The organism is Bacillus sp. N447-1, assembly GCF_022701035.1.
GTDB lineage: Bacteria > Bacillota > Bacilli > Bacillales > Bacillaceae_G > Bacillus_A > Bacillus_A cereus.
Genome location: NZ_CP065509.1, coordinates 2,458,512 through 2,471,789, shown reverse-complemented (window position 1 = coordinate 2,471,789; position 13,278 = coordinate 2,458,512). Strand labels below are relative to the sequence as shown.

Below are 13,278 nucleotides of genomic sequence, written 5' to 3'. Positions count from 1 at the left end.
CTGTATTTTGCCCTGAAAACGAGATGATAAGCGTTTTCAAATGTAATAATTGAATTCTAAAAGAAAATAAAATAGTGATTAATCAGAAAATTTAGATTAAAATATTTATTCTGATATAGAAAAAATATATTCTATTTACTTTTATAATATAACATACTGGGAATAAAAATACAAAATGAAATAATGTGACACTTCAGTGAAATAGAAAATAGTCAGCACCATAGGAGGGTGCTGACTAGAGGTGTATTATTTAACAAAGCGCTTTTCGATGTCATCTAGTAATAGGTTAGCAGCAATTACACCGCCAGCTGTATTCCAAATAACATCGTCGACTTTGTATGCTTTACCATTCTTTACGGCATTTAAATTTTTAAATAGAGGATCGTTTATATATTCTTTTTCTAGTTCAGATCCTTTTTTCTCATTTCCTTTATCGAATGTGAAGTAGAATAATACGTCACCATCCATAGCAGAAATACGCTCTTTAGATACGTTACGCTCTGCAAAATCATCTTTGTTTTGATCTCCAGGACGTTTAAATCCAAGTTCTTTTAAAATAACACCAGAGAATGTATCGCCATGATAAATACGAACATCACCAGGCATGAAACGAACCATAGAGATTTCTTGATTTACTTTATCGCCAAGTTTGCCTTTTAAATCTTTCATACGTGATTCGTAATCAGCTACAACTTTTTGACCTTCTTTTTCTTTATTTAATGCTTTTGCATAAAATTTGAAGTTATCTTTCCATTCACCACGTAATGTTTCTGAGAACACAGTAGGTGCAATTGCTTTTAATTGTTCGTACACTTTTTCGTGGCGCATTTTGTTACCGATAATTAAGTCTGGTTTTAAAGAAGCGATTGTTTCAACGTTAACTTGTCCTTCATCACCAACAACTTTTACATCTTTCATTTTATCCTTAATATGTGGATACCATGGGTCACCAGTCCAAGACTTTACAGCACCAACTGGTTTCACACCTAATTCAAGTAAAGCTTCAGTTCCTTCATTTGTTAAGATAACTACACGTTTTGGATTAGCAGGAACTTCTGTTTTACCCATTGCATGTTCTACAGTAACCACTTCTTTTTTATTATCTTCTTTTGTAGATTCTTCTTTGTTATTTGATTTTCCACAAGCGCTTAAAAGCATTGAAAATGCTAGTAAAAATACAAATACTGTAAACGATTTCTTCCGCATGAAATTCATTATGTACCCCCTATATGTTGAGAATATTTTTCAATAGCAAGCATGATATTAAGCCTTTATCTTTTGATTGTCAATACATATGGGTGAAAATAATTCTCATTTCCGTTGACAATGAGAATTAAGTTGAAATACACTAACAACGTATCATTATACATTGAAGGGGAAACGCTGCATGTTATTAAAAACAAATCGAGCAAAATGGATTGGATTATTTGTTGGAATCATTGCAGTCGTTATTTGTATTTGGGGAAGTATTATTTTCGGATATACAAATACGAGTTGGAAACTAGCATTGGATGCTTTTTTCCATTTTAACGGTTCCAATGAACATATTATTATTCAAAATGTACGTCTGCCTAGGGCGTTAATTGCAGCTAGTGTTGGTGCTAGTTTAGCCATTGCTGGTTGTCTTATGCAAACTTTAACTAAGAATCCACTTGCTTCTCCAGATTTTATTGGATTAAATTCAGGTGCTGCGTTCTTTATAGTTGTAGCAATTGTAATCTTTTCAGTAACATCATTATCAGCTTTCACATGGATTGCCTTTTTAGGAGCGGCGGTTGCAGCTGTACTTGTATTTGCTTCTAGTTCTTTAGGAAAAGAAGGGACTACTCCTCTTAAGTTAACGTTAGCAGGGGTCGCAATTAGTGCATTATTTTCATCATTAACACAAGGATTACTTGTGTTAAATGAAAAAGCACTTGAAGAGGTATTATTTTGGCTTGCTGGATCTGTGCAAGGGAGAAAGTTAGAAATTTTACAATCTGTATTCCCATATTTATTAATAGGATGGATTGCATCTCTTATGATGGCAGGGAAAGTAAATACATTGATGATGGGAGAAGACGTCGCGAAAGGACTTGGACAACGAACAATTTTAATGAAATCATTCGTGTTACTTATTATTGTACTGTTGTCTGGTGGTTCAGTTGCGGTTGCTGGCCCAATTGGATTTATTGGAATTATTACTCCGCATTTTGCGAGATTTCTTGTTGGAGTTGACCACAGATGGAGAGTGCCTTATAGCGGATTGTTAGGTGCAATACTACTAATATTGGCTGATATAGCAGCAAGATATGTCATTATGCCACAAGAAGTACCAGTAGGAGTTATGACAGCATTTATTGGAGCTCCATTCTTTATTTATATTGCACGTAAGAGAGGGCTTAGCAAATGAAGAAATATATTCCGTTTCGTATAGGAAAAGGTGAGCTCTCGTTTTTAATGTATAAACGAGCTTGTCTCGTCTTGTTAAGTTTACTAGTTGTTTTAGTAGGATTATTCTTTGCGAGCGCAGGTATGGGGGACATGAAAATTGCTCCTTATGACGTATGGCAAGCAATTACTGGAAATGGCGATGCGATGTCAAATATGGTTGTAAATAAGTTTCGTATGCCACGTATTTTAATTGCTATCCTCGTAGGAATTGCGCTTGCAGTAGCGGGCTGTATTTTACAAGGGCTCGTTCGAAATCCACTTGCTTCTCCTGATATCATCGGGATTACGGGCGGGGCAAGTGTTGCAGTTGTATTATTTTTAGCGCTATTTAGTGATAAAAATAATGCGCTAACTGTAAGCATTCATTATATGCCGTTAGCAGCTTTTGCAGGAGCAACGATTGTAGCGGTTTTTGTATACTTATTTGCATGGAAAAATGATGGATTATCACCAATTATTCTCGTTTTAATTGGTGTTGGATTTTGGGCATTAACGAAGGCGGCAACAACATTATTTATGTTGTTAGCACCAATTTATCAAGCGAGCCAAGCGAATGTATGGATTACGGGTACCGTTTATGGCTCTTCTTGGCAAAATGTTATGGTACTTGCACCGTGGGTTCTCATTTTAACGGTAATATCATTTATAGCTGCTAGACATTTAAATGCGCAAGAGCTAGGGGATGATATTGCGGTAGGACTTGGTGTTCCTTTAACGAAGTCACGCGTATTCATGTTATTACTTAGTACGGCTTTAATTGGGGGAGCAGTTGCCTTCGCCGGAGGGATTGGATTTGTCGGTTTAATGGCACCTCATATTTCACGAAGGCTAGTTGGTTCTTTATACGGTGCATTGCTCCCAGTTGCAGCTATTGTCGGTGCAATTCTAGTACTTGCTGCAGATTTAATAGGGCGTACAATTTTCACACCACTTGAAATTCCAGCAGGGGTATTTACATCAGCAATTGGTGCACCTTATTTTATTTATTTACTTTATAAAAGTCGGAATTCATAAAGGGAGATGAATATGCAAAAAGCATTGGAGACGAAACGCTTGACGTTGTCTTATGGTGAAACAATTATTATTGATGAGTTGAATTTAGAAATTCCAAAAGGTGAAATTACAATCTTTATCGGTTCCAACGGTTGCGGGAAATCAACTTTATTACGTTCACTAGCTAGATTATTAAAGCCAACAACTGGTGACATTTTGTTAGATAATCAAGCTATTCAAAGTATGCAAACGAAGCAAATTGCTCGTCAAATGGCAATTTTACCGCAAGGACCGCAAGCACCAGAAGGGCTTACAGTATTGCAACTTGTAAAACAAGGACGCTATCCATATCAAACATGGCTGAAACAGTGGTCAGAAAAAGATGAGGAAATGGTACAGAAGGCACTTGCAGCAACAGGTATGACAGAATTTGCTGAGCGTGATGTGCATGCTCTTTCAGGTGGGCAGCGTCAACGTGCTTGGATCGCAATGACACTTGCACAAGATACAGATATCATTTTACTGGATGAGCCAACTACATACTTAGATATGACTCACCAAATTGAAGTGCTAGATTTATTATTCGAATTAAATGAAACAGAACAAAGAACAATTGTTATGGTATTACATGATCTGAATTTAGCATGCCGCTATGCAGATAACATTGTAGCAATTCAAGATAAACAAATATATGCACAAGGTAAACCTGAAGAAGTGGTAGATGAGAAACTAGTACGTGATGTATTCCGAATGGAGTGTCAAATTAGTACGGATCCGTTGTTTGGAACACCGCTTTGTATCCCTCACGGAAGAGGAAGACGTGTAGTTAAAGAAGTTGCTCAGGCAATGAGATAAAAAAACGATGAGTGATTCATCGTTTTTTTTATTTGGTACAAGAAAATAAGAGGAAGAGAGGAATACGTAAGTGACGTTTATACTCTTCTTCATCTTGAAAATAGGTTGGATTTGGTGTAGCTTCTTTTAATGATGTAATGGTAAATCCGGCTTGCTGTAATAATGTGAAATACTCTTCTGTTGTACGATGATATTTAATAACTTCTTGCTCAATCCATGGTTCAACCCGTTTGCCTAGTTTAAAATAATCATCGACGAGCCAACTCGTTCTTTTACCACTTGTTTGTAAGCTTTCAAATGAAGAAGTAATAACGGGATGTTGAACGCTAAAGGTAAAGGTGCCATTTGTTTTTAAAGTTTGAAATACATTTTTAAAAATAGTATCAAGATGTTCAATATAATGTAAGGCGAGTCTAGATGTTACTAAATCAAAAGTGGAAGAGGGGTAGGTATAATCTTTGAGGTTTAAAAAATGAACAGATCCATTTTTATTTTCTAGTTGTTTTTTAGCTTTTTCATACATAAGTTCGGAGCCTTCAATACCGGTGTAAGAGTAGCATCCCTTCTCTAATAATTCCGCGCCAAACTTAGCATCACCACAGCCTAAATCGAGAATTTGTTTTCCTTGCACATGACCAATGAGCTGAAAGAATACTGGTTTTTCAATGGATTCATTTGGGCTATTTTCTCGGTATCTTCGTTTCATATATTGTTCGAAAAATGCTGTGTTATTGTATACATCAGATTCTGTAAATGCCATGTTTGAAACCTCCCGAAATATTTTTTTAATTCTATCAAATATGAAAAGTAAATGATAGATTTATTGTAATGAATCATATATAATCTAAAATTGTAAGCGGTTACTTTAAACTATTTTTCTATAATAAATTCTGAAAACGTGTTAAGCTAGTAGAGGGATTATTAGAACTATTAAGACAATAATCCGCTTACATGAACGATGGGAGGCTTCACGATGTCTAGTAAAACACTTGCGAAATTTTTAGAAGAAAATTTAGAGGATTTAAAATCAAAGGGGCTTTATAACGTAATTGATCCGCTTGAGAGTTCAAATGGACCGATCATTACAATTGGCGGAAAAGAATATATTAACTTATCTTCAAACAACTATCTGGGATTAGCAACAGATAGCCGTTTGCAAGAAGCAGCAATTGGTGCTATTCATAAGTACGGTGTTGGGGCAGGGGCTGTTCGTACAATTAACGGTACTTTAGATTTGCATATTAAGTTAGAAGAAACAATTGCAAAGTTTAAACATACAGAAGCAGCAATTGCTTATCAATCAGGATTTAACTGTAATATGGCAGCGATTTCAGCTGTTATGGATAAAAATGATGCGATTCTTTCAGACGAATTAAATCATGCATCTATTATTGACGGTAGTCGTCTATCAAAAGCAAAAATTATTGTTTATAAACATTCTGATATGGAAGATTTACGCCAAAAAGCAATCGCGGCGAAAGAATCAGGTCTTTACAATAAATTAATGGTAATTACAGACGGTGTCTTTTCGATGGATGGAGATGTTGCAAAACTACCAGAAATTGTTGAGATTGCAGAAGAGTTAGATTTAATGACATACGTAGATGATGCACACGGTTCAGGTGTACTTGGAAAAGGTGCAGGAACTGTAAAGCACTTCGGTCTTTCTGATAAAGTTGATTTCCAAATTGGTACATTATCAAAAGCAATTGGGGTAATTGGTGGATATGTAGCAGGGAAACAAAACTTAATTGACTGGTTAAAAGTTCGTTCACGTCCATTCTTATTCTCTACAGCATTAACACCAGCTGATGCAGCAGCTTGCATGAGATCAATTGAAATCTTAATGGAAAGCACAGAGTTACACGATCGCTTATGGGAAAATGGCCGCTACTTGAAACAAGGATTAAAAGAACTTGGCTTTAACATTGGGGAAAGTGAAACGCCAATTACACCTTGTATTATTGGGGACGAAGTATTAACACAAGAATTTAGTAAACGTCTAAATGAAGAAGGTGTATACGCAAAATCTATCGTGTTCCCAACTGTAGCAAAAGGAACAGGGCGCGTTCGTAATATGCCTACAGCAGCTCATACGAAAGAAATGTTAGATGAAGCAATTCTTAAGTATGAAAAAGTAGGAAAAGAAATGGGCATCATTTAAGTAACGACATCTTTTGAATAGCTTGCAAATGAGGAGTGGGGAAAATGAAAAAAATTCTAGTAACCGGTTCTTTAGGGCAAATTGGTTCTGAACTAGTAATGAAACTTCGTGATGTATACGGCGCATCAAATGTTATTGCAACAGATATTCGTGAAACAGATAGTGAAGTAGTAACGTCTGGTCCATTTGAAACGTTAGATGTAACAGATGGACAAAAACTACATGATATCGCAAAGCGTAATGAAGTAGATACAATTATTCATTTAGCAGCTTTACTTTCAGCAACAGCAGAAAAAAATCCGTTATTTGCATGGAATTTAAATATGGGTGGACTTGTAAATGCTCTAGAAGCAGCTCGTGAATTAAACTGTAAGTTCTTCACGCCAAGTTCTATCGGTGCATTTGGTCCATCAACGCCAAAAGATAATACACCGCAAGATACAATTCAGCGTCCTACTACGATGTATGGGGTAAACAAAGTGGCAGGAGAATTACTGTGTGATTATTATCATCAAAAATTTGGCGTAGATACGCGCGGTGTCCGTTTCCCAGGTTTAATTTCTTACGTAGCGCCTCCAGGAGGCGGAACGACTGATTATGCAGTTGAAATTTATTATGAGGCGATTAAAAAAGGTGCATACACCTCATACATTGCTGAAGGAACATATATGGACATGATGTATATGCCTGATGCTTTACAAGCGATCATTTCATTAATGGAAGCTGATCCAAGTAAGCTAGTGCATAGAAATGCATTTAACATTACAGCAATGAGCTTCGAGCCAGAGCAAATTGCAGCGTCAATTCGTAAACACATTCCGACGTTTACAATGGATTATGCAGTAGATCCAGCTCGTCAAACAATCGCTGATAGCTGGCCAAACTCTATTGATGCAACAGCAGCAATGAAAGAGTGGGGCTTTAAAGCAGAATACGATTTAGACAAAATGACAACTGACATGCTGGCTAAGTTAAAAAAAAAGCTCACAGCTGAGTTAGTGATGAATTAATAGGAAGAGTCGATTCTTAGGAATCGGCTCTTCCTCATTTTTGGAAGGAGAGAAGTCTTATGCAAAGAGTTGATGTCGTATATGCACTAATACATGACGAAGAAACAGATAAAATATTAATGGTACATAATGTAGAACAAAACGTTTGGTCATTGCCAGGTGGGGCTGTGGAAAAAGGTGAAATATTAGAGGAAGCACTAATAAGAGAAGTGAAAGAAGAGACAGGTTTAACTGCTACGTTAGGTGGACTTGTTGCGATCAATGAAAAATTCTTTGAAGAATCAGGGAATCATGCGCTATTTTTTACATTCCGAGCGAATGTAGAAAAAGGTGAACTTATTGCGGAAGATGAAGGTGAAATTTCTGCAGTAGAGTGGGTGGATCGAACAATTGCGAATGAGCGCTTCCCATACTATGACGGAGGATTTGAATATTTGTTAGAAGTAGCCATTCCATACAAGTTTCAACCAGAAACAAAGTAATTGAACGAAAAAACAGGAGCTACAAGGCTCCTATTTTCTATTCAATCGTCTTCAGTAATAATTTTTTCAGTAATGGTTTAATCTTCAGTCGTAAATCTTCAGCGTGATTTGCAACTAAGAAGTGATGGTTATAAATGTTTTTCATCAATTGATAAGTTGCTTCTTTCGCTTCGCCTTCTTCGATGAAGATACCGATTACTTCCATACCACTTTTACGCGCGAGTTTAACAGCTTCATGCGTATCTAAAATTCCGTCTTGTTGATAGTCTAGCGCAGAAGGCTCACCGTCTGTGAAGACTAGTAAGAATTTATGTTTCTCAGGTCTTTTGGCAAGCTTTTCAGAAACGATACGAATAATATATCCGTCGCGGTTATCTTCTTCTTCACGAAGTTGCATAATTTCTGGACCAACGTTTGGTAACGTTGAGTTTTTATAATTTACAACTTCATGGATAACGTTCGGCTTATCTTCAGGTTTAGCGCTAGAGGCATCTTCCCAAAATCCGCTAATAGCGTGCGGGATTTTTAAAGATTTTAAAGCTTCATGGAATAGTACAACACTCTTCTTCGTTTCTTCCATTTTGTTATACATAGAACCAGAACAGTCAACTAACAGTTGGAATGCAACGTCGAGCTCTTGTGATTCTTGCCCTTTTTTATAAAACATGCGAGGCTGCTTTTCAGTATAAATACGAAGGAATTTCTTACGAAGTCTTCCGTAATATTTATCACTATTTGCATTCGTTTTATTTTCAATCGTTTTTTCGATAATTTTCTTTAATTCTTTTACATCTTTATTAACGACTGATTTGATAGCTTGGTAATCCTTTTTCTCATCAGGATTTGGTTTACGTGCTTCTTTAAATGTATGAGAAGCGCCAGTGTTATATTTACCATATGCACCATCATTTTGACTAGAAGCGTGTGAAGCCCTTGCTTCTTCTGTATCAGCGCCATCAAAGTTGGATTGTGTACTTTTTTGAGAAGTACCTTGTACAGAACCAAGTGCTTGGTCGCCATCTTCTGATTCACGAGCAGTATCGCCCATCATGTTTGTTTTTGTTCCGCTTTCTAATTCAAAGCGTAAAAAGTTCTCGTTTTCGTTATTTTTATTTTCACGATGCCATGTGGAGAAACTTTCATCCATTTTGTTTTTATTTTCATCGTCATCTATAAGCTGCGTATCATCATTTGCTAAATCTTCGACGCGACAGTTCTTTTCGTCTGCAAGAACAGATAAATAAAGCGGTGCATGTCCGAAATAGTTGTTAAGCATATCACTTTCAAGAAGCTCCTCTAAGCGGTAGCGAATTTTCTCGACGATATACATAATATCTTCCGTATTACGAGCTTGGAATGTTTCATGCAAAATAGCTTCAATTTGTTCGAAATATTCATTATTAAACATTTCATATTTATCGCTCGTTAATGAAAGATAGCATAGGCAAAATAGACGATCACCGTGATAGTTACGAACGCGATTGATTTCATTTTGTGAGCTAAAGTAATTGCGATACATTTCTTTTCTTCTTTTAAAAACATGCTTCGTGCCAGGACGTAAGTTCTTTACAATTTCCTCAACGCGTAAATCTTCTAATAGAACAAATAATTGTGTTAAAAACTTTTTTAGGGGCGATTCTTGCAATTCAATCGCATAAGAACGAATTAAAGTCATGTCCGAGTAATGTTTATTACCAAGTGCTTTTAAGAACACTTCGCTTTTTAATCCGATTACTGTATCTTCTTCTTTTCGATCATCCCAAAAGTGACTAATGACAACTTTCTTTTCAATTTCGTCGTAGTATGCTTTATAGCCATATTCAAGATAGGCATCGTCTTCTTTTAGAAGGGCATACATTAAGTTTTCCATTTGTAGAAACAGCGACGCATCAATTTTTTTGTCACTAAAAATTTGTCTCATAAATTATCCCTCAAAGAAATAACTTTCTGCTAATTCACGGACAGTCATTTGTTCTGTTTCATCATTAAGTTTTGCAATTATGCTTCGTTCAATCGCTCGCATAACAGGAATATATACACCTAAATCACATGCGTCGATAATGCCACGAATACTTGCCGCTTCTTCACTTACACGTCCATCGCGAGCTAAAGGCATAAGGTCGCTTGCAAAGGCAACGAACTTTTCAATTGTTGCAACATCTTTTAATTTTGATTCTGCTAATAATAATTCTTTTAATGTATCACCTTGAATGTAAGGAACTTCAATAATAACAAAACGGTTTTTTAACGCTTCGTTTAGTTCACTTGTTCCAACGTAACCTTCGTTAATCGCAGCAATTACACGGTATTCGTCATCACCGTATACAACCTCTTGTGTAAATGGGTTTGTAATCATTTTACGGTAATCTAATGCGCCGTGAAGAAGTGGTAACGTTTCAGGTTTTGCCATATTGATTTCGTCAATATATAGGAAGTGACCGTTCTTCATTGCTTTCATAAGAGGACCGTTAACGAATGAAACTTCAGATGCACCATCTTTCGTTTGTAGTGTGTTGTATCCTAAAATACCCTCTACATCTAAGTCGACAGAGCAGTTAATGCTATGCATTGGTTTTTGGAATAAAGAAGAAAGAGTTTCCGCTAGTACTGTTTTACCACTACCAGTCGGTCCTTTTAATAGAATGTTCTTGCCAAGAAGAAGTGCTGTAATCGCATCTTCAATAATGCTATTATCAGACGCTTTATATATTTTCGTTCCGATTAAATGTGCGTTTTCACCAGCTTCTTGCTTATTCTTTTCATGAATCGTAGAAAGCTGTTGTTTTAAATCAGCATGTATATGAAATTGTTCTAACATGTATTTCCCACCTAACATTATTTTCATAAAGTAATACATCTTATGATAACTTGTTTTAATATGGTATGCAAAGAAAAGGAAGGAGGATAAAGGGAAAAGAAAAAGCAATCAAGATGAAGTTGATTGCCTACAGTAAAGGAGAAATGAGCCTCATGAAAGACTCCAATATGCGTTTTTTTATACTTCTTTTTTGGAAAGAGTTCCATTTAATTTCAGTTGAATGTTTAAAATCTTCTTCAAAATCACGTTTAATATCGTGAACTGTTTTTGATTCATAAAGTACACTAATAATTTCGTAATTCAATTCAAAGCTACGTACATCCATGTTCGCTGTTCCAATAGTTGCAATTGTATCATCAACGAGTACAATTTTTGCATGCATAAAACCATCTTTATAACTGTAAATAGAAGCACCAGCTTTTAAAAGCGGAGTGAAATAGGATTGAGATGCTTGATCACTAATGATGCTATCACTTTTACCTGGATATAAAATCCGTACATCTATTCCGGCAATTGCACTTAAGCGTAATAATGTTAAAGTTTCTTGATCTGGAATAAAGTAGGGTGTAGCGATCCAAATGGATTTTTTTGCAGAGCCCATAACAGCTAATAATGTATTACGAATACTTTTATCATCGGAGCTTGGTCCGCTTGCTACGATTTGAACAGCACCTTCTGCATTTGAAATCTCTTTACCTGGGAAGTATTGTCTATTCATGAATTGATCCCAGGAATAAGTATTTAAACCACTAGAGGCATAGAGCCAGTCTTCTAGAAAGATTGCTTGTAATTTATATAATGCTTTTCCTTCTATTTTTAAATGACTATCACGCCAAACAGGAAATTTCTTGGAACGGCCAAGATATTCATCACCGACATTGAGTCCTCCGGTAAAACCAATTTCGCCATCTACAATAACAATTTTTCGATGGTTACGATAATTGACAGTTTCAAGTAACCAAGCTGAAAAAATAGGGTCAAATTCTACAATTTCAATCCCAGCTTCTTTCATAGGTTGCAAAAATCGTCGTCTTAACGTATTACTTCCAAGGCCATCATAAAGGAAGCGTACAATAACACCATCTTTTGCTTTTTGTATTAAAGCATCTCGAACTTTTGTACCAATTTCATCAGATTTATAAATGTAGTATTGAATATGTATATGATGTTTTGCTTGCTCTATAGCTCGCAAAATTTCTGAAAATGTTTGATCTCCGTTTGTTAAAAGTTTTGTAGTTGTTTTATCTGCAGCAGGACCGCCTCCAAATTTTTGTATGACTTCTGTTAAATGTATGGAACGTTCATTTAGTGGGACTGTGAGTAATAACTCTAGTCTTCTTCCTTCTAATATTTCACGGAATAATTTTCTTTGTTCTTCTGAACGATGGAGATGTTTTTTTCTTCTCCAGCGGCTGCGCCCGAAAATAGCGTATAATAGCACACCTATAATAGGAAGAAGTGCTAATACTAAAAACCATGCTAATGTACTTTGTGGAGATCTATTTTCTATAAAAATAACGAATGAAATTCCTACGATTGTGATGGACCATAGAGCACCGACAAATGTATATAACGAGATATACGATGTATTTAATAGGAACAGAACGATAGATACAATTGTAAATATTAATAGTAATTGAACGATAGGCTTCTTCATTTCTATATAATTCCCCTAATCTTTTTTCAATATAGACTTCTTAAATAGAAGATGTAATATGACATCTTTATTATAAGGTGTTTTGCTTTTTTTACAAAATATAGACATTTCACCTATACTTTCCGCATTTGTCCTACATACAGTGTACTATCCCATTTTTTATCCCACTCTTAACGCATATGAAAATGAAAAAATCGAAAAGGAGCGGAGAAACATGAATTATATAGAAAATAATGGATTGTATTATCGAAATCATCATGGAGGACACAATCATGGTGGGCACAATCATAACGGTGGACATCATCACCATGGAGGACACAATCACTATGATCACCATCATCATCACGGAGGCGGATGGGGCTGGGGTGGTGGTAGTTCATGGGGAGGCGGATTTTTCCCTGGAAGCTTTGCAGGAGGAGTGTTAGGCGGACTAACAGCTGGTGCATTAACAGGTGCAACAAGTGGAGGGTATTATCCGGCTCCATATCCAGTAGCTTATCCGTCGCCATACCCTGTAACGTATCCAATGCCATACCCAGGTTATCAGCAAATACCATATTCGTATTAAACTAAAAAAGAGGCTATCCTCTTTTTTAGTTTAATACGGTATTTATTTATAAAATACTTCCAAAATTAAGGTGAAAATATGTTAATATTTTGTTATTGTAATTCAAAAACATATACATTGATGTAGAGTTTTATATTATTATTCGTGAATAGTTATGTAGTATGTTCTAATTTCTATTTCGTTATTAAAAACAAAGAGATCAGATGTGAGTGGTATTAGTTGGAAACAAGGCTTGCATAGAGCCACTTAAAGGGATTGCAGTATAATAAGGTACGAAATAATTAGGAGATGAGAAGCT

12 protein-coding genes are annotated in these 13,278 nt (G+C 35.9%); 7 read left to right on the top strand and 5 right to left on the bottom strand.

Annotated elements, in window-relative coordinates:
- Positions 1-246 precede the first annotated feature (246 nt).
- Positions 247-1,215 (bottom strand): ABC transporter substrate-binding protein, encoded by a 969-nt coding sequence (locus IQ781_RS12505; RefSeq protein WP_001010276.1) that lies wholly within the window; start codon positions 1,213-1,215, stop codon positions 247-249.
- A gap of 172 nt (positions 1,216-1,387) precedes the next feature.
- On the opposite strand from IQ781_RS12505, the gene IQ781_RS12500 reads away from it, so the two are divergent.
- From IQ781_RS12500 to IQ781_RS12490, 3 genes are read left to right on the top strand one after another with little or no spacing between them, the layout of a single operon-like run.
- Positions 1,388-2,392 (top strand): FecCD family ABC transporter permease, encoded by a 1,005-nt coding sequence (locus IQ781_RS12500; protein WP_000925232.1) that lies wholly within the window; start codon positions 1,388-1,390, stop codon positions 2,390-2,392.
- Positions 2,389-3,447 (top strand): FecCD family ABC transporter permease, encoded by a 1,059-nt coding sequence (locus tag IQ781_RS12495; RefSeq protein WP_000760060.1) that lies wholly within the window; start codon positions 2,389-2,391, stop codon positions 3,445-3,447. The genes IQ781_RS12500 and IQ781_RS12495 overlap by 4 nt, the downstream gene beginning before the upstream one ends.
- Before the next feature lie 12 nt (positions 3,448-3,459).
- Positions 3,460-4,281: an ABC transporter ATP-binding protein gene (locus IQ781_RS12490; RefSeq protein WP_001167962.1), complete on the top strand. Its 822-nt coding sequence runs from the start codon at positions 3,460-3,462 to the stop codon at positions 4,279-4,281.
- A 28-nt stretch (positions 4,282-4,309) separates the two neighbouring features.
- Here IQ781_RS12490 and IQ781_RS12485 read toward each other — a convergent pair whose 3' ends face one another.
- The gene (locus tag IQ781_RS12485) at positions 4,310-5,041 is read right to left on the bottom strand and encodes a class I SAM-dependent DNA methyltransferase (RefSeq protein ID WP_065381808.1); all 732 of its coding nucleotides are present in this window, start codon (positions 5,039-5,041) and stop codon (positions 4,310-4,312) included.
- A 213-nt stretch (positions 5,042-5,254) separates the two neighbouring features.
- On the opposite strand from IQ781_RS12485, the gene IQ781_RS12480 reads away from it, so the two are divergent.
- The 3 genes from IQ781_RS12480 to IQ781_RS12470 are packed head-to-tail and all read left to right on the top strand — an operon-like array spanning position 5,255 to position 7,937.
- Complete coding sequence (locus IQ781_RS12480; RefSeq protein WP_000095905.1) at positions 5,255-6,445, top strand: glycine C-acetyltransferase; 1,191 nt, start codon at positions 5,255-5,257, stop codon at positions 6,443-6,445.
- A gap of 44 nt (positions 6,446-6,489) precedes the next feature.
- Positions 6,490-7,455 (top strand): L-threonine 3-dehydrogenase, encoded by a 966-nt coding sequence (locus IQ781_RS12475; protein WP_000723125.1) that lies wholly within the window; start codon positions 6,490-6,492, stop codon positions 7,453-7,455.
- A 59-nt stretch (positions 7,456-7,514) separates the two neighbouring features.
- Positions 7,515-7,937 (top strand): NUDIX hydrolase, encoded by a 423-nt coding sequence (locus tag IQ781_RS12470; protein WP_001189941.1) that lies wholly within the window; start codon positions 7,515-7,517, stop codon positions 7,935-7,937.
- A gap of 37 nt (positions 7,938-7,974) precedes the next feature.
- Here IQ781_RS12470 and IQ781_RS12465 read toward each other — a convergent pair whose 3' ends face one another.
- The 3 genes from IQ781_RS12465 to IQ781_RS12455 form a co-directional block, all read right to left on the bottom strand.
- Complete coding sequence (locus tag IQ781_RS12465) at positions 7,975-9,858, bottom strand: vWA domain-containing protein (protein ID WP_001248875.1); 1,884 nt, start codon at positions 9,856-9,858, stop codon at positions 7,975-7,977.
- A 3-nt stretch (positions 9,859-9,861) separates the two neighbouring features.
- The gene (locus IQ781_RS12460) at positions 9,862-10,755 is read right to left on the bottom strand and encodes an ATP-binding protein (protein ID WP_000892971.1); all 894 of its coding nucleotides are present in this window, start codon (positions 10,753-10,755) and stop codon (positions 9,862-9,864) included.
- A gap of 127 nt (positions 10,756-10,882) precedes the next feature.
- Entirely contained in the window at positions 10,883-12,412 is a 1,530-nt protein-coding gene (locus IQ781_RS12455) for a cardiolipin synthase (RefSeq protein WP_000743030.1), read from the bottom strand.
- A 214-nt stretch (positions 12,413-12,626) separates the two neighbouring features.
- Here IQ781_RS12455 and IQ781_RS12450 point away from each other — a divergent pair, with 214 nt between their 5' ends.
- On the top strand, positions 12,627-12,980 hold the full coding sequence (locus IQ781_RS12450) for a hypothetical protein (protein WP_001106379.1): 354 nt from the start codon (positions 12,627-12,629) through the stop codon (positions 12,978-12,980).
- Positions 12,981-13,278: the final 298 nt, after the last annotated feature.

Excerpts from the sequence above, each read along its gene's own strand:
- IQ781_RS12485 (WP_065381808.1), bottom strand. The coding sequence starts at position 5,041 with ATGGCATTTACAGAATCTGATGTATACAATAACACAGCATTTTTCGAA.
- IQ781_RS12480 (WP_000095905.1), top strand. The coding sequence starts at position 5,255 with ATGTCTAGTAAAACACTTGCGAAATTTTTAGAAGAAAATTTAGAGGAT.
- IQ781_RS12490 (WP_001167962.1), top strand. The coding sequence starts at position 3,460 with ATGCAAAAAGCATTGGAGACGAAACGCTTGACGTTGTCTTATGGTGAA.
- IQ781_RS12470 (WP_001189941.1), top strand. The coding sequence starts at position 7,515 with ATGCAAAGAGTTGATGTCGTATATGCACTAATACATGACGAAGAAACA.
- IQ781_RS12455 (WP_000743030.1), bottom strand. The coding sequence starts at position 12,412 with ATGAAGAAGCCTATCGTTCAATTACTATTAATATTTACAATTGTATCT.
- IQ781_RS12475 (WP_000723125.1), top strand. The coding sequence starts at position 6,490 with ATGAAAAAAATTCTAGTAACCGGTTCTTTAGGGCAAATTGGTTCTGAA.
- IQ781_RS12465 (WP_001248875.1), bottom strand. The coding sequence starts at position 9,858 with ATGAGACAAATTTTTAGTGACAAAAAAATTGATGCGTCGCTGTTTCTA.
- IQ781_RS12450 (WP_001106379.1), top strand. The coding sequence starts at position 12,627 with ATGAATTATATAGAAAATAATGGATTGTATTATCGAAATCATCATGGA.
- IQ781_RS12495 (WP_000760060.1), top strand. The coding sequence starts at position 2,389 with ATGAAGAAATATATTCCGTTTCGTATAGGAAAAGGTGAGCTCTCGTTT.
- IQ781_RS12460 (WP_000892971.1), bottom strand. The coding sequence starts at position 10,755 with ATGTTAGAACAATTTCATATACATGCTGATTTAAAACAACAGCTTTCT.
- IQ781_RS12500 (WP_000925232.1), top strand. The coding sequence starts at position 1,388 with ATGTTATTAAAAACAAATCGAGCAAAATGGATTGGATTATTTGTTGGA.
- IQ781_RS12505 (WP_001010276.1), bottom strand. The coding sequence starts at position 1,215 with ATGAATTTCATGCGGAAGAAATCGTTTACAGTATTTGTATTTTTACTA.